Source organism: Streptomyces thermospinosisporus (assembly GCF_039526425.1).
Lineage (GTDB): Bacteria > Actinomycetota > Actinomycetes > Streptomycetales > Streptomycetaceae > Streptomyces > Streptomyces thermocarboxydovorans.
Genome location: NZ_BAAAIZ010000010.1, coordinates 134,050 through 157,693, shown reverse-complemented (window position 1 = coordinate 157,693; position 23,644 = coordinate 134,050). Strand labels below are relative to the sequence as shown.

Below are 23,644 nucleotides of genomic sequence, written 5' to 3'. Positions count from 1 at the left end.
TTGTCGCCCTCTAGCGTGGGCGTCATGATCGAGCTCGAGGGGCTGACCAAGCGGTACGGCGAGAAGATCGCGGTGAACAATCTGACGTTCACCGTCAGGCCGGGCATCGTCACGGGCTTTCTCGGCCCCAACGGGGCGGGCAAGTCGACCACGATGCGGATGATGCTGGGCCTGGACCGGCCCACCGCGGGCGATGTGCGGATCGACGGCAAGCACTACCACCAGCTGAAGGACCCGCTGAAGTACATCGGCGCGCTCCTTGACGCCAAGGCGGTGCACGGCGGGCGCACCGCCTTCAACCATCTGCTGTGCCTCGCCCAGAGCAACGGCATCCCGAAGCAGCGGGTGCACGAGGTGCTGGACACGGTGGGTCTGACCGCCGTGGCGAAGAAGAAGGCCAAGGGGTTCTCCCTCGGCATGGGCCAGCGGCTCGGCATCGCCGCCGCGCTGCTGGGCGACCCGCGGATCCTGATGTTCGACGAGCCGGTCAACGGTCTCGACCCCGAGGGCATCCACTGGATCCGTACGCTGATGAAGTCGCTCGCCGCGCAGGGGCGCACGGTCTTCGTCTCCTCCCACCTGATGAGCGAGATGGCGCTGACCGCGGACCATCTCGTGGTCATCGGCCAGGGCCGGCTGCTCGCCGACACCTCGATGGCCGACTTCATCGCCCGCAACTCGCGCTCCTACGTCCGGGTGCGCAGCCCGCAGCGGGAGAAGCTGCTCGACGTGCTGCACCAGGCCGGCATCACCGCCCAGGAAGGCGGGGACGGGGCGCTGGAGGTGGACGGCAGCAAGGCCGAGTACATCGGGGAGCTGGCGGCCCGGCACCAGCTGGTGCTGCACGAGCTGAGCCCCCAGCAGGCCTCCCTGGAGGAGGCGTTCATGCAGTTGACCGCGGAGTCGGTGGAGTACCACGCGCACTCCGACGCGCCGTCCGCCCCGCAGCAGTGGGGCGAGGGCTGGAAGAAGGGCTGAGCTGAGCATGGCGGCAACGCAGGTCGTCCGGTCCGAATGGACCAAGATCCGGTCGGTGGCGTCCACGGTGTGGACGCTGTCCCTGGCGGCGGTGGTCACCATCGCGCTCGGCATGCTGATCTCGGCGCTGTCGAAGGCCGAGTTCGACAACATGAGCACCCGGGACCGGCTCTCCTTCGATCCCACCTTCATCAGCTTCGCCGGGATGAGCCTCGGTCAGCTGGCGATGATCGTCTTCGGTGTGCTGGTGGTGTCGAACGAGTACAGCACCGGCATGATCCGCGTCTCGCTGGCGGCCGTTCCGCAGCGCGGCACCTTCCTGTTCGGCAAGATCGCGGTCGCCACCGCGCTCGCCCTGGTCGTCGGCATGGCCACCAGCTTCGCCGCGTTCTTCCTCGGCCAGGCGATGCTCGGCGAGCACAAGGCCTCGATCGGGGACGACGGGGTGCTGCGGGCGGTGATCGGCGGCGGCCTCTACATGACGCTGATCGCGATGTTCTCGATGGGCGTGGCCGCGATGCTGCGCTCGCCGATGCTGTCGCTGGGCATTCTGATGCCGTTCTTCTTCCTGATCTCCAACATCCTCGGCAACGTGGACGCCACGAAGAAGATCGGCCAGTTCCTGCCCGACCAGGCGGGCAGCAAGATCATGCAGGTGGTCCCGCCGGTCGGCGACGACACCCCGTACGGGCCCTGGGGCGGGCTGGGGATCATGGCGCTGTGGGTGCTGGCCGCGCTCATCGGCGGCTATGTGCTGCTGAAGCGGCGCGACGCACAGTGAATGATCACGTGCGAGCGGTTTTTACCTCGTCTTGAACGGAACCGTCAGCGCCTGGATATCCTCCTAACCCTTACGGGGGCGTGTGCCCCGCTGTCCTGAACCTTGCGATGGGTGCGGAGCATGATCGAGGCAGTCGGCCTGACCAAGCGGTACGGCGACAAGACCGCTGTGTACAACCTTTCCTTCCAGGTGCGGCCCGGTGCCGTCACCGGCTTCCTGGGCCCCAACGGCTCCGGCAAGTCGACGACGATGCGGATGATCCTCGGCCTGGACAACCCCACCGCCGGGCACGTCACGATCGGCGGCTACCCCTACCGCAAGCTGCCCAACGCCCCCCGCCAGGTCGGCGCGCTGCTGGACGCCAAGGCGGTGCACGGCGGCCGGTCCGCCCGCAACCACCTGCTGAGCCTCGCCCAGCTGTCGGGCATCCCCGCCCGCCGGGTGGACGAGGTGCTCGGTGTGGTGGGTCTGCACCAGGTGGCCGGGAAGCGGTCCAAGGGCTTCTCCCTCGGCATGGGCCAGCGGCTCGGCATCGCCGCCGCGCTGCTGGGCGACCCGCAGGTGCTGCTGTTCGACGAGCCGGTCAACGGCCTCGACCCCGAGGGCATCCTCTGGGTGCGCAATCTGATGAAGTCCCTCGCGGCCGAGGGCCGCACGGTCTTCGTCTCCTCGCACCTGATGAGCGAGATGGCGCTGACCGCCGACCACCTCATCGTGATCGGCCGCGGGCAGCTGCTGGCCGACATGAGCGTGAAGGACTTCATCGCCGCCAACTCGGCCGGCTTCGCGCGGGTGCGCACCCCGGACACCGAGCCGCAGGCCCGGGAGAAGCTGTCGGCCGCCCTCACCGAGGCGGGCGGGCATGTGCTGCCCGAGCAGGACGGCGCGCTGCGGGTGACCGGACTGCCGCTGCCCCGCATCAGCGACATCGCCCACGACAACGGCGTACGGCTGTGGGAGCTGTCGCCGCATCAGGCCTCGCTGGAGGAGGCGTACATGCGGATGACGCAGGGCGCCGTCGACTACCGCTCGACCACCGACCAGAAGGCCGGCCTCCAGCAGCCGCTGCCGCCCGGCGCGCAGCCGCCGGTGCCGGTGCCGGGCCAGGGCCAGCCGGGCTGGTATCCCCCGCCGCCGCCCCAGCAGGGGCAGCCCTACGCGGCCCCCCAGGCCCCCGCAGGCGCCCCTGAGGCCAATCCGTACGCCCAGCCCGCCGGACAGCCCGGACAGCAGGCCCCGCAGGCCCCGGCCGCGCCCGCCGCGGCGCCCGCGAACGCTCCCTCCGCCGCCGACCTGACCAAGCCCGAGGACGCCCGATGAGCACGCCCCAGCCCCCGATGCCGCAGACCGCACCCGAGTGGCAGGCCGCCCGGCCCGGCTACACCTCACCCATCCCGGTGGTGCGCACGCACCTCGGGCACGCCCTCGCCTCCGAGTGGACGAAGATCCGGTCGGTGCGCTCCACGATGTGGACGCTCGGGGTGTTCGTGCTGCTCGTGGTCGGCATCGGTCTGCTGACCGGTCTGGTGGTCTCCAGCCAGGACGCCGACCTCGGCGGTGAGAGCCCGCTCGGGCTCGGCTTCTTCGGGCTGCTGCTCGGCAGCATGTGCCTCATCACGCTGGGCGTGCTGACCACGGCCTCCGAGTACGGCACCGGCATGATCCGCACCACCATGGTCGCCTGCCCCTCACGGGCCCGGGTGCTCACGGCGAAGGCGATCGTCTTCTTCCTGGTCGCCTTCGTGGTGACCCTGGTGTCCGCCACGCTCATCGGCGTGCTGCACGTGGCGATGCTCGAGGGCAACGGGGCGAAGGACCCCTCGGGCGGCGAGTGGCTGAAGGGCACCGTGGGCGTCTCGCTCTACCTCGCCCTGCTCGGCACGCTGTCGCTGGCGGTCGGCTCGATCATCCGGCACTCCGCCGGGGCCATCACCATCATGATCGGTGCGCTGCTCGCCCCGCTGGTGATCGCGCTGTTCATGTTCTCGGAGTCGCTCAAGGACGTGCAGCAGGCGCTGTTCGAGTACTCCATCCCGAACCAGATGAGCGTCTTCTACGCCAACTCCCTCAGCGAGTCCGGCCCGTCCGGCTGGGACCCGGTGTGGATCATGCTGAGCATCACGGCCGCCGCGCTGGCCGGTGCCTTCGCCCTGCTGGAGAAGCGGGACGTGTGAGCACACGGCGGTGACCGCTTCCGCACCGGCCGCGAGGGCTTCCGCACCGGCCGCGGGGCTTCAGAACCTCGGCGCGTTACGGGACCGCTGCACCCGCGTGGTGCGGCGGTCCTTCGCGTTCCAGCAGGACTTGTGCCAGTGCCGGCGCTCGTCCACCCCGGAGAACTCCGGCCAGGCCACCACGTGCGGCACCCCGTCCGGAATCAACTGGTCGCAGCCCGGGCAGCGGTAGGCCTTGCCCCGCGCGCTGGCGCCCGCCACGTGCCGTACGCTCCACTCCTCGCCCTGCCAGCTCTCCGTGGACTGCCAGCCGCCGTAGCGGCCGGAACGGTCGTCGGCGCTCCGGCCGGACGAACCGGATCCCTTCGGTCGGTTGCGACGCGGGGACACAGGACACCTCACGGGCTATACAGGATGCACGGGCCGTATCCAGCCTACGTGTCCCGCGCAGGGGTACGCGTACGGCTCCGGTCGTCACACGGCCCCGTCCGGCGACGCCGCACCCGCTCCCGAGCGGCCGATTCTGCAGACAATCCGCAAATTCCGCCGCCCGGCCGTGTCCTCGGCACGTGTCAGGCGGTTATGCCGTGCGGGGGAGCTCCGCGTCGGAGCCAAGGAAGCAGGAAAGCAATGCGCGTTGGAAGTTTCGTGTTGGCCGCCCAGTTCCCCGGGCAGGGCGAGGGGGAGGCGCTGCACCGCGCGGTCCGCTCGGCCGAGGTGGCCGAGGAGGCGGGGCTCGACACGGTCTGGCTGGCCGAGCACCACTTCGTGCCGTACGGCACCTGCCCTTCGGCGGTCACGCTGGCCGCCCTGCTGCTGGGCCGCACCCGCCGGCTGAGGGTCGGCACGGCGGTCAGCGTACTGCCCACCACCCACCCCGTGACCCTCGGCGAACAGGCCGCGCTGCTGCACATCACCAGCGGCGGCCGCTTCTCGCTGGGCGTGGGGCGCGGCGGCCCCTGGGTGGACCTGGAGGTCTTCGGCTCCGGTCTCGAGGCGTACGAGAAGGGTTTCCCCGAATCACTCGATCTGCTGGTGCGCTGGCTGCGCGAACCGTCCGTGGCGGCCGACGGCGAGCGCTACCGGTTCCGTGAAGTCCCCGTCGTGCCCCGCCCGTCGGAGGCGCTCACGGAGACGGACGGCCCCGAGATCGTCGTCGCCTGCACCTCGCCGTCCAGCGTGCGGCTGGCCGCCGAGCGCGGGCTGCCGATGCTGCTCGGCATGCACGTGGGCGACGAGGAGAAGGCCGAGATGGTCGCCCTGTGGCGGCGGCACGCCCGCGCCAGCGGCCGGTCCCCCGAGGAGATCCACCGCGCCGCGCATGTGTCGGCCGGTGTCTGCCAGATCGCCGACCGGCGGGCCGACGCGGCGGAGGCGCTGCTGAAGGCGATGCCGGGCTGGCTGCGCCAGGGCCTGGGCGCCCATGTCACCGTGGACGGCCGGTCGCGGCAGATGCGCGATCCGCTGGCGTACACCGAACTGCTCTGCGGACTGCACCCGGTGGGCACCCCGGCGCTGTGTGCGGACCGGCTGGCGGCGACCAGCGAGCGGACCGGCATCTCCCGTTTCGCGCTGCTCGTCGAGGGATCCGGCGATCTCGCGGCGACCGAGGAGAACGTACGGCGCCTCGGTGCCGAGGTGCTGCCCCGGCTCGCCTGAACCGAGCGGGTCGGCCTGCGTTGGATCACGTGCCATGGAGGCTTGCCGCCCCTGGTACTGACTGCACCTCCCGCGTACGGAGCGGCAAGCAGACGATGGGGCGCGTCAGCAGTCGCGCAGCTCCGGCGACTGGTTCAGCAGCTGACTGCGGACCGAGGTGAAGCGGGCCAGCGTCTCGTCGACCGAGGAGTCAAGCGGGAACACGGCCACCCGGTGGCAGTTCTGGAAGGCCAGCCGAACACCGAAGTGCCGTTGCAGCGCGCCGCGTATCGCGTCACTCGCGAGCGCACGCAGCAGCTGACCGCGTGCCTGCTCGTCCGGCGGGGGCGTCTGGTTGTCGGCGAACTCTCCGCCGTCCACCTTCAGCTGGGCCACCAGGGAGCTGATCATCTCCCACGCGTAGGGCAGGGAGGTCCGGACGCAGTCGACGAATTCTGCTTCGTCGACCTCGCCTCGCTCGGCCTGTTCGAGTAGGGCCGGTGAGACGTCGAGCGACATGGGTTCTCCTCTCGCACCCCCGACGAGCAGGGGTTGCCTGACAGATATGGGAGCCCGCGTAATCGGACACGCTGCGTACACACCTCGCGACCTCCCGTTCAATACCGTAAGCAACCGGAGGTGCCCGCACCAGGACATTGCCCGGATGACAAACATCCCGTGGGCAGGTAATCGGCCATCGTGGAACACGGGTTTTCCAGGAGATTCAGGACGTGTCGCAGCGCCTGGTGAGGCGAGTGGGAGGCTTCCTCGAGGGGCGGCTGCGGACGCCCCGGGCACCGGTCGCGGACGGCCGGCCCGGCCGGGCCGGGGGCGGGTTGCGAGGGCGAATCGCGTCGGGGCGGGGCGGTCGAGTAGCGTTGCCGACCATGCGTCTCGTCATTGCCCGCTGCTCCGTGGACTACGCCGGACGGCTCACCGCGCACCTGCCGTCGGCACCCCGTCTGATCCTGATCAAGGCGGACGGCAGTGTCTCCATCCACGCCGACGACCGGGCCTACAAGCCCCTGAACTGGATGTCGCCGCCCTGCACCCTCAAGGAGGGCACGGACGACCAGGAAGGCGTGTGGACCGTCGTCAACAAGGCGGGTGAGAAACTCATCATCACCATGGAGGAGATCCTCCACGACTCCACGCACGAACTGGGCGTGGATCCCGGCCTGATCAAGGACGGCGTGGAAGCGCACCTCCAGGAGCTGCTCGCCGACCGGATCGAGACACTCGGCGAGGGCTACACCCTGATCCGCCGCGAGTACATGACCGCCATCGGCCCGGTCGACATCCTGTGCCGGGACGCCGAGGGGCAGACCGTGGCGGTGGAGATCAAGCGGCGCGGCGAGATCGACGGTGTGGAGCAACTCACCCGCTACCTCGAGCTGTTGAACCGCGATCCGCATCTCGCCCCGGTGCGCGGCATCTTCGCCGCCCAGGAGATCAAGCCGCAGGCGCGGGTGCTCGCCACCGACCGGGGCATCAGCTGCCAGATCCTCGACTACGACGCCCTGCGCGGCATCGAGGACGACAAGCTGCGGCTGTTCTAGGACTCTTACCGCGGCTGTTCCAGGGCACTTCGGCACGCGCGCAAGGGCCGTCCGCACACACGCAAGGGCCGGGTCCCGTGCAGGGGACCCGGCCCTTTTGTCCTGTCGTGCGGCCGGCGTCAGATGACCGTCCCGGCGCTGCCCGAACCGCTGGGCGTGCCCGCGCCGCTGCTCTCCGGGGCACTGGCCGAACTGCTCGTATCCGCCGGGGAGGACGAGGCGGGACCACTGGCCGAGTCGCTGGTGGACGGCTCCTCGGGCGGCGTGGTCGGGGTGTCGGTCGGGTCCGGCTCGGTCTCGGTCGGCTCCGGGTCCGGCGAGGTCGGGTCCGGGGACTGGGACGTGGGCGGCTTGGTGGTCTTCGTCGGCTTGGACGTGGGCGACTTCGAGGGCGACTTCGTCGGGGACTTGGTCGGCTCGTCCGGCTCCTTGCTGTCGTCCTCGGACGGCTCGCCCGACGTCGAGGCCGTCGGTGTCGGGTCGTCGGCCGTGCCCAGCTTGCCGTCCGGGCCCGGGTCGGAGGGCCGGCTGGTGGCCTTGCCGGTGTCGCCCTCGTCGCCGGCCGCCGGGTCGGCGCCCAAGCTGCCGTCGTCGATGCCCTGGGTGGCGGAGGGGTTGACGCCGACGTTCTCCGAGGGCCGGCCCGCCTCGCCGTCCGAGGTGGCCCCGAGGGTGACGACGGTGCCCAGCACGGCGACGAGCAGGGCACCCGCGCCGGCCGCCACCAGGTTGCGCCGCGCCAGGTTCTTCAGACCGCCGCCCTGCTCGGGCGTCGAGGCGGCCGGAGGCGTGGACGCGGAACGGTTGATGATCAGCGCGGTGTCGGCGGGAGGCTTCAGCTCCGGGAAGGCCGTCGGCACCCCGCGGGGCGGCGAGGCCGACTCCTCGGCGTGCGCCTCGGGCACCTCCTCCCCCGCGGTCGGCGCGAGCGCCAGCGGCGTGCCGGAGCGGTCGGCGACCAGGGCGAGGGCCCGGCGTCCGGCGACCGTGCCGCGCTTGTCGGAGAGCGCTCCGCGCAGCCCGATGGACGCCTCCAGTTCGGCGCGCGACCGGTCGAGCTGCCCGCAGCACAGGGCGAGGATGCCGAGCTCGTGGTGGAAGTAGGCCTGTTCGGTCACGTCCCCGGCGAGCCGTGCGGCCTCGGCACCCGCCCGCAGCGCGCGCTCCCAGGCGCTCCAGTGCAGGCCCGCGGCGAACGCGGGCGCGGCGGTGCGGGCCAGCTGCACGGCGACGGGCTGCTCGCCGTCACCGGTGGCGGTGGTGAGCGGGACGACGACGGTGAGCGCGGCGAGCACCGCGTCCGCCTCGGCGCAGACCCGCTCGGCGGTGACCGAGGGGTGCCCGGCCCACCAGGCGTAGTGCTGGGCGGCCGTGCGGGCCTGGGCGTCCAGGCCCTCGGCGTATCCGGCGGCCTCGAGCTGCGTCAGCACCCCGGCGGCCAGCCGGTAGTGGGAGCCGACGGGGGTGACCAGTCCGCAGGCGGCCAGTTCGCCGAGCGCGGCGTCCGCGTGGGTGTCGCCCACCAGGGCGGGCAGATGCGCCTGGTGCGGCACCTCGCCGCCGAGCGCCACCGCGAACCGCAGGGTGGCGCGGGCGGAGGCGCTGAGCCGGGAGGCGAGCAGCGGCGCGGGCGCGGCCGCGTCGCCCAGCGGGGGCAGCGGGACCTCGGCGCCGTCGACGGGCTCGTAGGGCAGGTCGTCGGGGCGGGCGTCGGCGAAGACGCCGAACTCGTCGACCGCGCCGGCCCCGGCGCGCAGCCGGTCGCGCTGCCGCAGCAGGGCGCCGGCCTGGACGAAGCGCAGCGGCAGCCCCTCGGACTCGAACCACAGGTCGCCGGCCCAGTTGGCCTCGTCCTCGGTGAGCCGGCGCCCCACGGCGTGCTCCAGCAGGTCGAGGCCGGCGGCGCGGTCGAGGCCCTCCAGGGCGACCTCCTCCACGGCGGCGTCGGCGGAGGGCGCGGGCACGTCCGGGGTGGCGGCGAACAGGAAGGCGCACTCCGGGGTCGCGTCCAGCAGCTCGTCGAGGCTCTCCCCGCCGAACTCCAGGTCGTCCAGGACGACGACGGCGCCGATCTCGCGGATGTGCTCGATCAGCTCCGCCCGCTCCGGGCGGTACAGCGGGGCGTTGTGGACGGCGTAGAAGAGGTCGTAAAGCAGGTCGTCGGGGGTGCGCCGGTGGCCGCTGAGGCGGACGACGCCGTCGGGGGCGAGGTCCGCGCAGTCCTCGGCGACGGTGTCGAGGAGCCGGGTGCGGCCGGAGCCGCCGGGGCCGGTGAGGCGCACCGAGCGGCCGCGGGCGAGCAGCCGGACCAGCTGTTCGCGGGTCTCCTGACGGGCCAGCAGCGGCAGCGTGGGCTGCGCGGGTCCGGGCGGGACGGGCGGGCGGGCCGCGCGTTCCACCTCGGCGCGCTCGGCCGCGTCGAGCTTCACGGGCCGGGCGGGCCGTTCGACCGGCGGGCAGGGTTCCATCTCGCTGCCGTCGACGGGGTTGACGGTGAGCAGGAAGTCGCCGGAGACCAGCTGCACCGTGCGGGCGAGTGCGGGCGCGTGCGGTGAGAAGTCGGATGTGAGGGAGTCCCGGGGCGGACGCTGGCGCGGTGCGTCACCGTCACCGTGCCGGCCGTACTCCTCGGGTCCCGGAATGTTCGGGTCCATAGGTACCTAGCCCCCCAAAAGCGTCGTGTGCCCGAGTCCCACGGACAGGACCCAAAGCCCCTCCCGGCCTTGCTGTGCACACCGCGCTGTCGCTTCTGGTCCGGGCCCGCTCGAGGGTTGCAAGGCAGCGGGCAGCCGAACCCTAAACCTTTGCTCAGTATCTACGACAGTCCGGGGTACCGCGCCGCCCGAGACGTCACAGTCTCGTGAGGATTGTGCGGACCGCCCGCGCCGGACCGACCCGTGACGGTCTGATCGCCGTGAACCGGTCGCCGTAAACCGATCGCGGCGGACCGATCGCCGCGGATCTGTCGCCGTGGACCGATCGCCGCGGATCTGTCGCCGTGGACCGATCGCGGCGGATCCGTCGCAGCGGACCGTCGGCCGGACGGCTCACCGAGCGGGACCTCACACCCGGGGCAGGCTGTCCACCCCGATGCCCCCCTCGATCGCCAGGATCCGGTGCAGCCGGGTGGCCACCAGCAGGCGCTGCATCTGCGGCGGCACACCGCGCAGCACCAGGCGCCGGCCGCAGCGGCCGGCCCGCCGGTGGGCCCCCATGATCACCCCGAGTCCGGTGGCGTCCCAGGAGTCCAGTTCGGACAGATCCAGCACCAGGTCGCCGACTCCGTCGTCGACGGCCGAGTGCAGGACCGTGCGGGCGTCCGCCGCGCTGCGGACGTCGAGGCGGCCCCCGACGACCAGCTCGGCGTGGTCGCCCCTGATGTGCATATGCGCTCCCCGTGGCCTGCGTTCTCGTGCTCCGAGTGATTCGTCGTTGATCGTTGTTCGTTTTTGTACAGCCGGTGATGCAAGGTCTGACTGCGTGAGGGCCGCCGAGGTTGCTGGCTGTGAGCGAACCGATACCGAATTCACCCCGGCGTGTGATGCCACGCCGGGGTGGGGCGGTGTCAGTGCTTGTAGAAGCCCTGCCCGCTCTTGCGGCCGATGTCACCGGCATCAACCATCCGGCGCATCAGCTCGGGGGCGGCGAACTTCTCGTCCTGGGACTCGGTGTAGATGTTGCTGGTCGCGTGCAGCAGGATGTCCACGCCGGTCAGGTCGGCGGTGGCCAGCGGGCCCATGGCGTGGCCGAAGCCCAGCTTGCAGGCGAGGTCGATGTCCTCGGCGCTGGCGACGCCCGACTCGTAGAGCTTCGCGGCCTCGACGACGAGGGCGCAGATGAGGCGGGTGGTGACGAAACCGGCGACGTCACGGTTGACGACGATGCAGGTCTTGCCGACGGACTCGGCGAACTCCCGCGCCCTGGCCAGCGTTTCGTCGCTGGTCTTGTAGCCGCGGACCAGCTCGCACAGCTGCATCATCGGCACCGGCGAGAAGAAGTGCGTGCCGACGACGCGCTCCGGGTGCTCCGTCGCGGCCGCGATCTTGGTGATCGGGATGGCGGAGGTGTTGGAGGCGAGCACCGTGTCCTCGCGGACCAGCTTGTCGAGGGTGCGGAAGATCTCGTGCTTGACCTCGAGCTTCTCGAACACGGCCTCGACCACGACATCGGCGTCCGCGCAGGCGTCCAGGTCGGTCGTGGGGGTGATCCGGGCGAGGGCGGCCTCGGCGTCCTGCGCCTGCAACTTGCCCTTGCTCACGAACTTGTCGTACGACGCCTTGATGCCGTCGGTGCCCCGCGTGAGCGCCTCGTCGGTGACGTCGCGCAGAACGACGTCCCAGCCCGCCTGAGCGGAGACCTGGGCGATGCCGGATCCCATGAGACCGGCTCCGATGACGGCGAGCTTGCGTGCCACTGTGCGACTCCCCTGATACGCGCTGTCGTTGTTCTCTCGGGCGGACACTAGCGCCCGCGAGTCGCCATGTGGCGGGTTAGTAACGCGCGTCACGTCTCACATGACGGACATCACACCGCCCCGGCCCGGTGGGCGCCCCGGACGGCGTACGGAGTGTTCCGGACAGCCGGGCACAACTAGGCTGGCCGCATGGTCAATCTGACGCGTATCTACACCCGCACCGGCGACAAGGGCACCACCGCGCTCGGTGACATGAGCCGGGTCGCCAAGACCGATCTGCGGATCGCCGCGTACGCCGACGCCAACGAGGCGAACGCGGTGATCGGCACGGCGATCGCGCTGGGCGGGCTGGAGGACGAGGTGGTGCAGGTCCTCACCCGCGTCCAGAACGACCTGTTCGACGTGGGCGCGGACCTGTCCACCCCGGTCGTGGAGAACCCGGAGTACCCGCCGCTCAGGGTGGAGCAGTTCTACATCGACCGGCTGGAGGCGGACTGCGACCGCTTCAACGAGCGGCTGGAGAAGCTGCGCTCCTTCATCCTGCCCGGCGGCACCCCGGGCGCGGCCCTGCTGCACCAGGCCTGCACGGTGGTCCGGCGGGCCGAGCGCTCCACCTGGGCGGCGATGGAGGTGCACGGCGAGACCATGAACCCGCTCACCGCCACCTACCTCAACCGTCTCTCCGACCTGCTGTTCATCCTGGCCCGCATCGCCAACAAGGAGACCGGCGACGTGCTGTGGGTGCCGGGCGGGGAGCGCTAGGAGCGTTCCTCCTGGCGGGCGGGGCGGGCCGAGCGGTTCAGGCCCCACAGCAGCAGAACTCCGCCGACGCACATCATCACCGTCCCGACCTTGGTGAGCGTGAACACCGGGACCTCGACGTCCTCGGTGGTCAGCCTCAGCACCAGTCCGACGGCGAGGGTGACCGCGCCCTCCGTGATGTCCTTCGCTGCCCGTGTCACCGGTGTGCTCCCTCCCGTTCGGCGTCCTTCCGAGTGCTCGTGCTCGCGGTGACCGGATCGGTCTCCGCCGGGGCCTTCCTCGGCCAGACGAAGTACGACAGCGCGACCAGTCCATGGATGCCGGCCGCCCGCCAGGCGCCGAAGCGCCAGTCCTCCAGCGAGGTGACGCGGCTCGGGTCGTCGACGTACCAGATCGCGCCCTGGAGCAGCACCGTCGCGACCACGGCACCGACCAGCGTGCCCAGCCACACCCTGCCCTCGTGCCGCGCCCGGGCCATGCCGTAGCGCGGGGGCCGGACCAGCGGGCGGCCCTGGAGGCGGTGCGCCGCGTGGCCGTCCAGCCACTTCACGGTGCGGTGGCCGTGGCCCACGGTGTAGCCGATGTAGAGCGCGGCCAGCCCGTGCGTCCAGTCCGGTTCGGCGCCGTTCTTCAGGTCGATCGCGGTGACGATCAGCAGGACGACCTCCAGCAGCGGCTCGCACAGCAGCAGCGCCAGGCCGGTGCGCGGCATCTTCAGCAGGTAGCGGCAGGCCAGTCCGGCGGCCAGCAGCACCCAGAAGCCGATCTCGCAGGCGGCGATCAGTGCGACGATCACGGTTCGCTCCTCTCGGTCACCCTTTCAGGCTCCCGCTGACCGCGCCCGGATGCGTCGTCACCTGCGATGAACTCGCGGTACATCGAAAGATGCAGTCCGGTACCGTCCCGGGGCATCAGGCGCCGGGTGCGCGCAGCGTGTTGGATGGTGCCCATGGCCGCCGTACGTCTCCCCCGCCCGCACCGCTTCGACGTCTGGGCCGCGCTCGGCGGGCTGCTGGGCGGGCTGGTGCTGTGGGGTTTCGGGCTGGGCCTCAGGCAGAGCGACGACCCGATGGTGCAGCTCGCGGGCCGCGGGCCGATCCTCGTCCCGCTGGTCGTGATGGCCGGATGCGAGCTGCTGCGCCGCAGCGCTCCGCGTGCCGGTCTGGGCATCGGCACCCTGGCGCTGACCGCCGACCTGCTCACCCAGGGCAGCATCGCCACGGTGGTGATGTACACCGACCTGATGTACGCGGCCGTGCTCTACGGCCCGGCCTCCACCGCCCGCCGCCTGCCCTGGGTCACCGGGCTGCTGTCCCTCACCGGGGTTCTGGTGCCGTACGCGGTGTGGCGGGAACCCGAGGCCCTGCTCATCGGTGTCGTGACGGCCGGAGTCGCCTTCGCCCCCGCCTCCACCGGCCTCATCGTGCGCAACCACCGCGAGGCGGCGGACGCGGCGCTGCTGCGCGCCGAACAGACCGCGCTGCTGGCCGAGATGGACCGCACCCAGGCGGTGACCGCGGAACGCGCCCGGATGGCCCGGGAGTTGCACGACCTGGTCGCCAACCACCTGTCCGCCATCGCCATCCACTCCACGGCCGCGCTCTCCCTGGAGGACGAGCGGACCTCCCGCGAGGCGCTCTCGGTCATCCGGGAGAACAGCGTCCAGGGTCTGTCCGAGATGCGTCGGCTGATCGGCATCCTGCGCGACGGCGCCCAGGACCGGGAACCGGCGGCCACCCCGACCCTCGACGGCCTCACCGCCCTGGTGGAGGGCGCCCGCGCGAACGGCCTGGACGCCGCGCTCGACGCCGAGCACGAGGCGGTGCCCGCGCCGGTGGAGCTGGCCGCCTACCGGATCGTCCAGGAGTCCCTGACCAATGCCCTCAAGCACGGCGCGCCGGGGCGGGTCACGGTGTGGCTGCGGCAGCAGGACGGCACCCTCGCGCTACGGGTGACCAGCCCGTACGGCGGCCGGGACGCGCCGCGCGCCCCCGGTTCCGGTGCCGGCCTGGTGGGCATGCGGGAGCGGGCGGCGCTGCTGCACGGCACCTTCGACGCGGGTCCCCAGGACGGCCCCGACGGCAAGGTCTGGGTGGTCCGCGCGGAGCTCCCCGTCCACGACATCGACCGAGGAGGCAATGAATGATCCGGGTCCTGGTCGCCGAGGACCAGTCGGCGGTGCGCGCCGGGCTGGTGCTGATCCTGCGCAGCGCCCCCGGCATCGAGGTGGCCGGCGAGGCGGAGGACGGCGTGCGGGCGGTGGAGCTGGCCCGCCGGCTGCGGCCCGATCTGGTGCTGATGGATGTTCAGATGCCGCGTCTGGACGGGGTGTCGGCGACCCGGCAGGTGGTCGGGGAGGGTCTGGCCGATGTGCTGGTGCTGACCACGTTCGATCTCGACGAGTACGTCTTCGGCGCGCTTCGGGCGGGTGCCGCCGGGTTCCTGCTGAAGAACACCGAGGCGAAGGACCTGATCGAGGCGGTGCGGACGGTGGCGCGCGGCGAGGGGATCGTCGCCCCGGCGGTCACCCGCCGGCTGATCGCCGAGTTCGCGGCGCAGCCCGCGGCGCGGGAGCCGTCGGTCGATCCGGCGCTGCTTCAGTCGCTGACGCGCCGTGAGCGGGAGGTGCTGTCCTGCCTGGGCGAGGGCCTGTCCAACGCGGATGTGGCCGAGCGTCTGGACATGGCGGAGGCGACGGTGAAGACGCACGTCAGCCGTCTGCTGAACAAGCTGGGGCTGCGCAGCCGGGTGCAAGCGGCGGTACTGGCGCAGGAGTTGGGGATCTGAAGCGGACCGTGAGCGTAGTGGTCCAGACCTATTGACCGCTGGTCCAGACCTTTCTATTCTCGCGGCACTGCGGGCGTGAAGGCTCAGTCATGCCCCCACCACACTCCCCATAAAGGAGGCGCACGATGCGCTTCAGACGAAGAGTCGCAGCGGCGATCGCGACGCTGGCCCTTCCCCTCTCCGGTCTCGTGGCACTCGCGAGCCCCGCTCAGGCCGCGGCCTCCGCCACCGCCACCTACGTCAAGACCCAGGACTGGGGCACCGGCTTCGAAGGCAAGTGGACGGTGAAGAACACCGGCACCACGACCATCAACTCCTGGACCGTCGAGTGGGACTTCCCCTCCGGCACCAAGGTCACCTCCGCCTGGGACGCCACCGTCACCAACTCCGGCAACCACTGGACCGCGAAGAACGTCGGCTGGAACGGCACCCTCGCCCCCGGGGCGTCCGTCAGCTTCGGCTTCAACGGCACCGGCTCCGGCTCCCCCGGCAACTGCACGCTCAACGGCGGCAGCTGCGACGGCGGTTCGGCACCCGGCGACGAGGCCCCCTCCGCGCCCGGCACCCCCACCGCCTCGGACATCACCGACAGCTCGGTGAAGCTCTCCTGGACGCCGGCCACCGACGACAAGGGCATCAAGAACTACGACGTCCTGCGCGACGGCGCCAAGGTCGCGACGGTGACCACCACCTCGTACACCGACACCGGGCTCAGCAAGGGCACCGACTACTCCTACTCGGTGCAGGCCCGGGACACCTCCGACCAGACCGGCCCGGTCAGCGGCTCGGTACGGGTGCGCACCACCGGTCAGACCGAGGAGCCCCCGCCGCCCGGCGACAAGGTCAAGCTCGGCTACTTCGTCGAGTGGGGCGTCTACGGCCGCAACTACCACGTCAAGAACCTGGTGACCTCCGGCTCCGCGTCGAAGATCACCCACATCAACTACGCCTTCGGCAACGTCAAGAACGGTCAGTGCACCGTCGACGACACCTTCGCCGCCTACGATAAGGCCTACACCGCCGACCAGTCGGTCAGCGGCAAGGCCGACACCTGGGACCAGCCGCTGCGCGGCAACTTCAACCAGCTGCGCCAGCTGAAGGCCAAGTACCCGCACATCAAGGTGCTGTACTCCTTCGGCGGCTGGACCTACTCCGGCGGCTTCGGCCAGGCCGCGCAGAACCCGGCCGCGTTCGCCAAGTCCTGCAAGGCCGTCGTGGAGGACCCGCGCTGGGCCGACGTCTTCGACGGCATCGACATCGACTGGGAGTATCCGAACGCCTGCGGTCTGACCTGTGACAGCAGCGGACCGGCCGCCTTCAAGAACCTCATGCAGGCACTGCGTGCCGAGTTCGGCAAGGACTACCTGGTCACCGCCGCGATCACGGCCGACGCCTCCGCCGGCGGCAAGATCGACGCCGCCGACTACGGCGGTGCGGCGCAGTACCTCGACTGGTACAACGTGATGACGTACGACTACTTCGGCGCCTGGGACCGGACCGGCCCGACCGCCCCCCACTCGCCGCTGACCTCGTACAACGGCATCCCGAAGGAGGGCTTCAACTCCGCCGCCGCCATCGCCGGGCTCAAGGGCAAGGGCGTCCCGTCGGACAAGCTGCTGCTCGGCATCGGCTTCTACGGCCGCGGCTGGACCGGCGTCACCCAGTCCGCACCCGGCGGCACCGCCACCGGCCCGGCGACCGGCACCTACGAGGCGGGCATCGAGGACTACAAGGTCCTCAAGAACAGCTGCCCCGCCACCGGCACGGTCGGCGGCACGGCCTACGCCCACTGCGGCAGCAACTGGTGGTCCTACGACACCCCGTCCACCATCAACGGCAAGATGTCCTGGGCCAAGAACCAGGGCTTGGGCGGGGCGTTCTTCTGGGAGTTCAGCGGAGACAGCGCGAACGGAGAGCTGGTGAGCGCCATCGACAGCGGACTGAGGTAGATCCCAAAGGGCTATAGGCCCTAAGCAACGTTGACGCGCTGGCCGGGCGGGGCTGCTTCCAGCCACGCGAGGAATCCGGTCAGCGCGTCTTCGCTCATCGCCAGTTCGAGCCGGGTGCCGCGATGCAGACAGGCGAGGATCACCGCGTCCGACAGCAGCGCCAGCTCCTCCTCGCCCTCCGGGAGCCGGCGGCCGGCCACCTCGATCGCGGAGCGCTCCAGGATGCGGCGCGGGCGGGGGGCGTAGGAGAAGACCCGGAACCACTCGATCCGGTCGCCGTTGTAGCGAGCCACCCCATAGGCCCAGCCCTTGCCGGTGCCGTCGCCCGCCTCGGGGGCGTTCCAGCGCAGGCTGCAGTCGAAGGTGCCGCCCGAACGCTGGATGAGCCGGCGGCGCAGCCCGAAGACGAAGAGGCCCACCACCACGAGGGCCACGACGATTCCGCACACAGTCAGAGCGAGGATCATCGACACCGACCTCCTCGTCTGCCTAGGTTACGGAACGTAAAAATCATCCATATCTGCCTCAGCCGCGGCCGGCTCCGGATCACTCCGGTGCCGACCGCGGCTGAGTTACGTCATGACACCTCGCGGTGTCAGCGCGCCGCCGAAGCCGCGCGCAGTCGGGCGGCCGCGCGGCGCTCGGCCTCCGCGTCGTCCTCCGCCTTCGCACGGGCCAGCTCCTGCTCCGCGCGCTGGACGTCGATCTCTTCCGCCAGCTCGGCGATCTCGGCCAGCAGCGACAGCTTGTTGTCCGCGAACGAGATGAAACCGCCGTGCACCGCGGCGACGACCGTCCCACCGTCACTCGTACGGATGGTCACCGGGCCCGGCTCCAGCACACCGAGCAGCGGCTGGTGACCGGGCATGACGCCGATGTCGCCGGACGTGGTGCGCGCGACGACCAGGGTGGCCTCGCCGGACCAGACCTCTCGGTCGGCCGCGACCAGCGCGACGTGCAGCTCAGCAGCCAAGGTGGCTCCTCGGGTCACCACCCGGCGGGACTGCCGGGTGTTGGTTACAAGTCTAAGGGGCGTGACCGAGGGGGCGGGACGCGCCCGCCCCCTCGGGTGTGAACCTCACAGGTTCACGGTGAGCTCGGTGCTCAGGAGACGCCCAGCTCCTTCGCGTTCTTCTTCAGGTCCTCGATGCCACCGCACATGAAGAACGCCTGCTCCGGGAAGTGGTCGTACTCACCGTCACAGATCGCGTTGAACGCGGCGATCGACTCGTCCAGCGGCACGTCCGAACCGTCCACGCCGGTGAACTGCTTGGCGACGTGGGTGTTCTGGGACAGGAAGCGCTCCACGCGACGGGCACGGTGGACGACGAGCTTGTCCTCCTCGCCCAGCTCGTCGATACCGAGGATCGCGATGATGTCCTGGAGGTCCTTGTACTTCTGCAGGATGTTCTTGACGCGCATGGCGCAGTCGTAGTGCTCCTGCGAGATGTAGCGCGGGTCCAGGATCCGGGACGTGGAGTCCAGCGGGTCCACGGCCGGGTAGATGCCCTTCTCGGAGATCGGACGGGAGAGAACCGTCGTCGCGTCGAGGTGGGCGAAGGTGGTGGCCGGGGCCGGGTCGGTCAGGTCGTCCGCGGGGACGTAGATCGCCTGCATCGAGGTGATCGAGTGACCGCGGGTCGAGGTGATGCGCTCCTGCAGAGCACCCATCTCGTCGGCCAGGTTCGGCTGGTAGCCCACCGCGGAGGGCATGCGGCCGAGCAGGGTCGACACCTCGGAACCGGCCTGGGTGAAGCGGAAGATGTTGTCGATGAAGAACAGCACGTCCTGCTTCTGCACATCGCGGAAGTACTCCGCCATGGTCAGACCGGCCAGGGCCACGCGCAGACGGGTGCCCGGCGGCTCGTCCATCTGACCGAAGACCAGCGCGGTCTTGTCGATGACGCCGGACTCGGTCATCTCCTGGATGAGGTCGTTGCCCTCACGGGTGCGCTCACCGACACCGGCGAACACGGACACACCGTCGTGGTTGTTGGCGACGCGGTAGATCATCTCCTGGATGAGCACCGTCTTGCCGACGCCGGCGCCGCCGAACAGACCGATCTTGCCGCCCTTGACGTACGGGGTCAGCAGGTCGATGACCTTGACGCCGGTCTCGAACATCTCGGTCTTCGACTCGAGCTCGTCGAAGTTCGGCGCCTTGCGGTGGATCGGCCAGCGCTCGCCGTCGTAGTCGGCGTCGGTGTTCAGCACCTCACCGAGGGTGTTGAACACCTTGCCCTTGGTGAAGTCGCCGACCGGCACGGTGATCGGGGCGCCGGTGTCGACCACCGGGGCCTGGCGGACCAGACCGTCGGTGGGCTGCATGGAGATGGCGCGGACCAGGCCGTCACCCAGGTGCTGGGCGACCTCCAGGGTCAGCGTCTTCTTCTCGCCGGCCTTGGCCGGGTCGGACACCTCGACGTGGAGGGCCTGGTAGATGTCCGGCATCGCGTCGACGGGGAACTCCACGTCGACGACCGGGCCGATGACCCGGGCGACGCGGCCCGTAGCCGTCGCGGTCTCAACAGTGGTGGTCATTTATCGGTCACTCCCCGCGGTCGCGTCGGCCAGGGCACTGGCGCCACCGACGATCTCGCTGATTTCCTGGGTGATTTCGGCCTGGCGGGCCTGGTTGGCAAGCCGGGTGAGAGTCTCGATGAGCTCGCCCGCGTTGTCGGTGGCCGACTTCATCGCGCGCCGCGTGGCGGCGTGCTTCGAAGCGGCCGACTGGAGCAGTGCGTTGTACACACGGCTCTCCACATAGCGCGGCAGCAGGGCGTCGAGGACGTCCTCCGCCGAGGGCTCGAAGTCGTACAGCGGCAGGATCTCGCCCTTCGGAGCGGCCTCCGCGGCGGCCTCGTCGAGGCGCAGCGGAAGCATCCGGGAGTCGACCGCCGTCTGCGTCATCATCGAGACGAACTCGGTGTAGACGATGTGGAGTTCGTCCACGCCGCCGTCCGCCGTGCTCTTCTCGATGGCCTCGATCAGCGGAGCCGCGACCTTCTTGGCGTCCGCGTACGAGGGGTCGTCGGTGAAGCCCGTGAACGACTCCGCGATCTGGCGCTCACGGAAGTTGTAGTGGGCGACACCGCGCCGGCCGACGATGTACGTGTCGACCTGCTTGCCCTCGCGCTCCAGGCGCTCGGTCAGCTGCTCCGCCGCCTTGATGGCGTTGGCGTTGAAGGCGCCGGCCAGGCCGCGGTCGCTCGTGAGGAGCAGGACCGCGGCACGGGTCGGGTTCTCCGCCTCCGTGGTCAGCGGGTGCTTGGTGTTCGAACCGGTACCGACCGCCGTGACCGCGCGGGTGAGCTCCCGCGCGTACGGCGTGGAGGCCGCCACCTTGCGCTGCGCCTTGACGACGCGCGAGGCGGCGATCATCTCCATCGCCTTCGTGATCTTCTTGGTCGCGGTGACGGATCGGATGCGACGCTTGTAGACCCGGAGCTGGGCTCCCATGAGTCAGGTCCCTTCCTTACGTCACTTGGAGGCGCTGGTCGCCTTCGGGGCGGCGGGAGCGTCCTCACCGAGCAGCTTGCCGTCGCTCGTCTCGAACTGCTTCTTGAACTCGGCGATGGCGTCGGCAACGGCCTGCAGGGTGTCGTCCGACATCTTGCCGCCCTCCTTGATGGAGGTCATCAGGCCCTGCTCCTTGCGGTGCAGGTACTCCAGCATCTCCTTCTCGAAGCGCCGGATGTCGGCGACCGGCACGTCGTCCATCTTGCCGGTGGTGCCGGCCCAGACGGAGACGACCTGGTCCTCGGTGGCCATCGGCTGGTACTGGTCCTGCTTGAGCAGCTCGACCATGCGCTGACCGCGCTCCAGCTGGGCCTTGGAGGCCGCGTCCAGGTCGGAACCGAAGGCGGCGAAGGCCTCCAGCTCACGGAACTGGGCGAGGTCCACACGCAGACGGCCGGAGACCTGCTTCATCGCCTTGTGCTGGGCGGAACCACCGACTCGGGAGACGGAGATACCGACGTTCAGCGCGGGACGCTGACCGGCGTTGAACAGGTCCGACTCCAGGAAGCACTGGCCGTCGGTGATGGAGATGACGTTGGTCGGGATGAACGCCGAGACGTCGTTGGCCTTGGTCTCGACGATCGGCAGACCGGTCATCGAGCCGGCACCCATGTCGTCGGAGAGCTTGGCGCAGCGCTCCAGCAGGCGGGAGTGCAGGTAGAAGACGTCGCCCGGGTAGGCCTCGCGGCCCGGCGGACGGCGCAGCAGCAGCGACACGGCACGGTAGGCGTCGGCCTGCTTCGACAGGTCGTCGAAGACGATCAGGACGTGCTTGCCCTGGTACATCCAGTGCTGGCCGATGGCGGAACCGGTGTAGGGCGCCAGGTACTTGAAGCCGGCCGGGTCGGACGCCGGGGCGGCGACGATGGTCGTGTACTCCAGGGCGCCGTTCTCCTCCAGCGCGCGGCGGACCGACGCGATGGTGGAGCCCTTCTGGCCGATGGCGACGTAGATGCAGCGGACCTGCTTCTTCGGGTCGCCGGAGCGCCAGTTGTCGCGCTGGTTGATGATCGTGTCGACGGCCAGCGCGGTCTTGCCGGTCTGGCGGTCACCGATGATCAGCTGGCGCTGACCACGGCCGATCGGGGTCATGGCGTCGACGGCCTTGTAGCCGGTCTCCATCGGCTCGTGCACCGACTTGCGCTGCATGACCGTGGGGGCCTGCAGCTCGAGGGCGCGGCGGCCCTCGGTCTCGACCTCGCCGAGGCCGTCGATCGGGTTGCCGAGCGGGTCGACCACTCGGCCGAGGTAGCCCTCGCCGACCGGGACGGACAGAACCTCGCCGGTACGGGTGACCGACTGGCCCTCCTCGATGCCGCTGAACTCACCGAGGACGATCGCACCGATCTCGCGCTCCTCGAGGTTGAGGGCGAGGCCGAGGGTGCCGTCCTCGAACTTCAGCAGCTCGTTGGCCATGGCCGAGGGCAGGCCCTCGACCTTCGCGATGCCGTCGCCGGCCAGGGTGACCGTACCGACCTCCTCGCGCGAGGCCGCGTCCGGCTTGTACGACTGGACGAAGTTCTCCAGCGCGTCCCGGATCTCCTCCGGCCGGATCGTGAGCTCCGCCATCTGAGTTCCCTGCTCTCCTTGTTGGGCCCGAAGTTTCACTTTGGGGGGATGGGGACTCCCCCCAACAGGAGGTGAATCCTCTGCACGGCCCAACCAGGGCCGTAGGTACGTACTGCGTTCGTTGCTATGAAATTGCTGCTAGCCGGCCAGCCGGCGGCTCGCGTCTTCCAGCCGGTCCGCGATGGAGCCGTTGATGACCTCGTCGCCGATCTGCACCCGGATCCCGCCGATGACCGAGGGGTCCACGTCGAGGTTGAGGTGCATCTGGCGGCCGTAGAGCTTCGCCAGGGCGGCGCCCAGGCGCTGCTTCTGCGTCTCGCTCAGCGGCACCGCGGAGGTGACCACGGCCACCATGCGGTTGCGGCGGTCGGCGGCGAGCTTGGACAGGGACTCCAGTCCCGACTCCAGGCTACGTCCCCGCGGGGCGGTCACGAGACGCGTCACCAGACGCACGGTGACCTCGTTCGCCCTGCCCCCGAGCAGGCTGTGCACCAGCTCGGTCTTGGCGGACGCGGTGGCCTTGCGGTCGGTCAGCGCGGCGCGCAGCTCGGTGCTGCCGGAGACGATCCGGCCGAACCGGAACAGCTCGTCCTCGACGCTGTCGAGCGTGCCCGCCCGCTGGGCGGCGGCGAGGTCGGCGAGATCGGCCAGCTGCTCCAGTGCGTCCACCAGGTCGCGGGACTGCGACCAGCGGGAACGCACCATGCCGGCCACCAGGTCCACGGCCTCGCCGCTGACCTGCGAGCCGAGCAGGCGCTGGGCCAGCTCCGCCTTGGCCTCTCCGTCCTGCGCCGGGTCGGTGAGGACCCGACGCAGCGACACCTCGCGGTCGAGCAGCGCGGTGACGGCGGCCAGCTCGTCGGCGAGCTTCGCAGCGTCGACGGTCGTGCTGTCCGTCAGCGCGTCGAGACGCTCACGGGCGGCTGCCAGGGCCTCGCGGCTCGCTCCGTTCATCGTGCGGCCTCAGCCTTCTGGTCGAGTTCGTCCAGGAAGCGGTCGATCACGCGGCTCTGCCGGGCGTGGTCCTCGAGGGACTCGCCGACGAGCTTGCCGGCCAGTTCGGTGGCGAGCTTGCCGACGTCCTGACGCAGCGCGGACGCGGCGGCCTTGCGGTCGGCCTCGATCTGGGCGTGACCGGCGGCGATGATCTCCTCGCGCTGCCGCTGGCCCTCCGCACGCATCTCGGCGATGAGCGCGGCACCCTGCTCCTGCGCCTCCTGGCGCAGACGCGCGGCCTCGTGCCGGGCCTCGGCGAGCTGTGCCTTGTACTGCTCAAGGACGCTCTGGGCCTCGACCTTCATGGCCTCGGCCTCTTCGATACCGCCTTCGATCGCCGCCCGGCGCTCCTCCAGAACCTTGTTGATGTTCGGGAGCAGCTTCTTCCAGAAGAAGAAGAACACGATGGCGAAGGCGATGGTGCCGACGAGCAGCTCGGGGCCCGGAGGAATGAGCGGGTTCTGCTTCTCCTCGGCCGCCAGCTGTACCAGGTTGGCGATCACATCAGTGCCTTTCGT

General features: G+C 70.5%; 24 protein-coding genes. 10 read left to right on the top strand and 14 right to left on the bottom strand.

Features of this window, described 5'->3' with window-relative positions:
- The first annotated feature begins 24 nt into the window (after positions 1-24).
- The 4 genes from ABD207_RS05655 (at position 25) to ABD207_RS05640 (ending at position 3,933) form a co-directional block, all read left to right on the top strand.
- Complete coding sequence (locus ABD207_RS05655) at positions 25-978, top strand: ABC transporter ATP-binding protein (protein WP_344010496.1); 954 nt, start codon at positions 25-27, stop codon at positions 976-978.
- A 7-nt stretch (positions 979-985) separates the two neighbouring features.
- Positions 986-1,759 carry an ABC transporter permease gene (locus ABD207_RS05650; RefSeq protein ID WP_344010494.1) on the top strand — a complete coding sequence of 258 codons (774 nt, stop codon included), beginning with the start codon at positions 986-988 and terminating at the stop codon, positions 1,757-1,759.
- A 120-nt stretch (positions 1,760-1,879) separates the two neighbouring features.
- Positions 1,880-3,079 (top strand): ABC transporter ATP-binding protein, encoded by a 1,200-nt coding sequence (locus ABD207_RS05645; RefSeq protein ID WP_344010492.1) that lies wholly within the window; start codon positions 1,880-1,882, stop codon positions 3,077-3,079.
- Entirely contained in the window at positions 3,076-3,933 is an 858-nt protein-coding gene (locus ABD207_RS05640) for an ABC transporter permease subunit (protein WP_344010490.1), read from the top strand. The genes ABD207_RS05645 and ABD207_RS05640 overlap by 4 nt, the downstream gene beginning before the upstream one ends.
- A 60-nt stretch (positions 3,934-3,993) precedes the next feature.
- Here ABD207_RS05640 and ABD207_RS05635 read toward each other — a convergent pair whose 3' ends face one another.
- Positions 3,994-4,323 (bottom strand): ATP/GTP-binding protein, encoded by a 330-nt coding sequence (locus ABD207_RS05635; protein WP_344010489.1) that lies wholly within the window; start codon positions 4,321-4,323, stop codon positions 3,994-3,996.
- A gap of 240 nt (positions 4,324-4,563) precedes the next feature.
- On the opposite strand from ABD207_RS05635, the gene ABD207_RS05630 reads away from it, so the two are divergent.
- Positions 4,564-5,592, top strand: coding sequence for an LLM class flavin-dependent oxidoreductase (locus tag ABD207_RS05630; RefSeq protein ID WP_344010488.1), 1,029 nt, complete (start codon positions 4,564-4,566; stop codon positions 5,590-5,592).
- Between the two features lie 105 nt (positions 5,593-5,697).
- On the opposite strand, the gene ABD207_RS05625 is transcribed toward ABD207_RS05630, so the two are convergent.
- Entirely contained in the window at positions 5,698-6,090 is a 393-nt protein-coding gene (locus tag ABD207_RS05625) for an SCO5389 family protein (protein WP_167997644.1), read from the bottom strand.
- A gap of 368 nt (positions 6,091-6,458) precedes the next feature.
- Here ABD207_RS05625 and nucS point away from each other — a divergent pair, with 368 nt between their 5' ends.
- The gene (gene nucS, locus ABD207_RS05620; RefSeq protein WP_344010486.1) at positions 6,459-7,130 is read left to right on the top strand and encodes an endonuclease NucS; all 672 of its coding nucleotides are present in this window, start codon (positions 6,459-6,461) and stop codon (positions 7,128-7,130) included.
- Positions 7,131-7,249: 119 nt separating this feature from the next.
- On the opposite strand, the gene ABD207_RS05615 is transcribed toward nucS, so the two are convergent.
- From ABD207_RS05615 to ABD207_RS05605, 3 genes are all read right to left on the bottom strand, one after another.
- A complete protein-coding gene (locus tag ABD207_RS05615) occupies positions 7,250-9,784 on the bottom strand; it encodes an ATP-binding protein (protein WP_344010484.1) in 2,535 nt (844 codons plus the stop codon).
- 408 nt (positions 9,785-10,192) lie between these two features.
- Positions 10,193-10,516, bottom strand: a complete 324-nt coding sequence (locus ABD207_RS05610) for an STAS domain-containing protein (RefSeq protein ID WP_167997647.1) — start codon at positions 10,514-10,516, stop codon at positions 10,193-10,195.
- 179 nt (positions 10,517-10,695) lie between these two features.
- On the bottom strand, positions 10,696-11,544 hold the full coding sequence (locus ABD207_RS05605) for a 3-hydroxyacyl-CoA dehydrogenase family protein (RefSeq protein ID WP_344010483.1): 849 nt from the start codon (positions 11,542-11,544) through the stop codon (positions 10,696-10,698).
- A 189-nt stretch (positions 11,545-11,733) separates the two neighbouring features.
- On the opposite strand from ABD207_RS05605, the gene ABD207_RS05600 reads away from it, so the two are divergent.
- Positions 11,734-12,306 (top strand): cob(I)yrinic acid a,c-diamide adenosyltransferase, encoded by a 573-nt coding sequence (locus ABD207_RS05600; protein ID WP_344000719.1) that lies wholly within the window; start codon positions 11,734-11,736, stop codon positions 12,304-12,306.
- Here ABD207_RS05600 and ABD207_RS05595 read toward each other — a convergent pair.
- Complete coding sequence (locus ABD207_RS05595) at positions 12,303-12,506, bottom strand: DUF5708 family protein (RefSeq protein ID WP_344010481.1); 204 nt, start codon at positions 12,504-12,506, stop codon at positions 12,303-12,305. The genes ABD207_RS05600 and ABD207_RS05595 overlap by 4 nt on opposite strands.
- A complete protein-coding gene (locus tag ABD207_RS05590; protein ID WP_344010479.1) occupies positions 12,503-13,102 on the bottom strand; it encodes a hypothetical protein in 600 nt (199 codons plus the stop codon). The genes ABD207_RS05595 and ABD207_RS05590 overlap by 4 nt, the downstream gene beginning before the upstream one ends.
- A gap of 153 nt (positions 13,103-13,255) precedes the next feature.
- On the opposite strand from ABD207_RS05590, the gene ABD207_RS05585 reads away from it, so the two are divergent.
- From ABD207_RS05585 to ABD207_RS05575, 3 genes are all read left to right on the top strand, one after another.
- Positions 13,256-14,452, top strand: coding sequence for a sensor histidine kinase (locus tag ABD207_RS05585; protein WP_425580628.1), 1,197 nt, complete (start codon positions 13,256-13,258; stop codon positions 14,450-14,452).
- On the top strand, positions 14,449-15,093 hold the full coding sequence (locus ABD207_RS05580) for a response regulator (RefSeq protein ID WP_344010477.1): 645 nt from the start codon (positions 14,449-14,451) through the stop codon (positions 15,091-15,093). Before ABD207_RS05585 ends, ABD207_RS05580 begins: the two co-directional genes overlap by 4 nt.
- A gap of 125 nt (positions 15,094-15,218) precedes the next feature.
- Entirely contained in the window at positions 15,219-17,042 is a 1,824-nt protein-coding gene (locus ABD207_RS05575; RefSeq protein WP_344010475.1) for a glycosyl hydrolase family 18 protein, read from the top strand.
- 20 nt (positions 17,043-17,062) lie between these two features.
- Here ABD207_RS05575 and ABD207_RS05570 read toward each other — a convergent pair whose 3' ends face one another.
- The 7 genes from ABD207_RS05570 to ABD207_RS05540 all read right to left on the bottom strand — a co-directional run bounded on the left by ABD207_RS05570 (position 17,063) and on the right by ABD207_RS05540 (position 23,629).
- Positions 17,063-17,509, bottom strand: coding sequence for a DUF2550 domain-containing protein (locus ABD207_RS05570; RefSeq protein WP_344010473.1), 447 nt, complete (start codon positions 17,507-17,509; stop codon positions 17,063-17,065).
- A 128-nt stretch (positions 17,510-17,637) separates the two neighbouring features.
- Positions 17,638-18,015, bottom strand: coding sequence for a F0F1 ATP synthase subunit epsilon (locus ABD207_RS05565; RefSeq protein ID WP_344010472.1), 378 nt, complete (start codon positions 18,013-18,015; stop codon positions 17,638-17,640).
- Between the two features lie 131 nt (positions 18,016-18,146).
- Positions 18,147-19,583 (bottom strand): F0F1 ATP synthase subunit beta, encoded by a 1,437-nt coding sequence (gene atpD / locus ABD207_RS05560; protein ID WP_344010470.1) that lies wholly within the window; start codon positions 19,581-19,583, stop codon positions 18,147-18,149.
- Positions 19,584-20,501 carry a F0F1 ATP synthase subunit gamma gene (locus ABD207_RS05555; protein ID WP_344010469.1) on the bottom strand — a complete coding sequence of 306 codons (918 nt, stop codon included), beginning with the start codon at positions 20,499-20,501 and terminating at the stop codon, positions 19,584-19,586.
- Between the two features lie 21 nt (positions 20,502-20,522).
- Positions 20,523-22,130, bottom strand: coding sequence for a F0F1 ATP synthase subunit alpha (gene atpA / locus ABD207_RS05550; RefSeq protein WP_344010468.1), 1,608 nt, complete (start codon positions 22,128-22,130; stop codon positions 20,523-20,525).
- A gap of 138 nt (positions 22,131-22,268) precedes the next feature.
- Positions 22,269-23,084, bottom strand: a complete 816-nt coding sequence (locus ABD207_RS05545; RefSeq protein ID WP_344010467.1) for a F0F1 ATP synthase subunit delta — start codon at positions 23,082-23,084, stop codon at positions 22,269-22,271.
- Complete coding sequence (locus ABD207_RS05540) at positions 23,081-23,629, bottom strand: F0F1 ATP synthase subunit B (protein ID WP_167997661.1); 549 nt, start codon at positions 23,627-23,629, stop codon at positions 23,081-23,083. Before ABD207_RS05540 ends, ABD207_RS05545 begins: the two co-directional genes overlap by 4 nt.
- Positions 23,630-23,644: the final 15 nt, after the last annotated feature.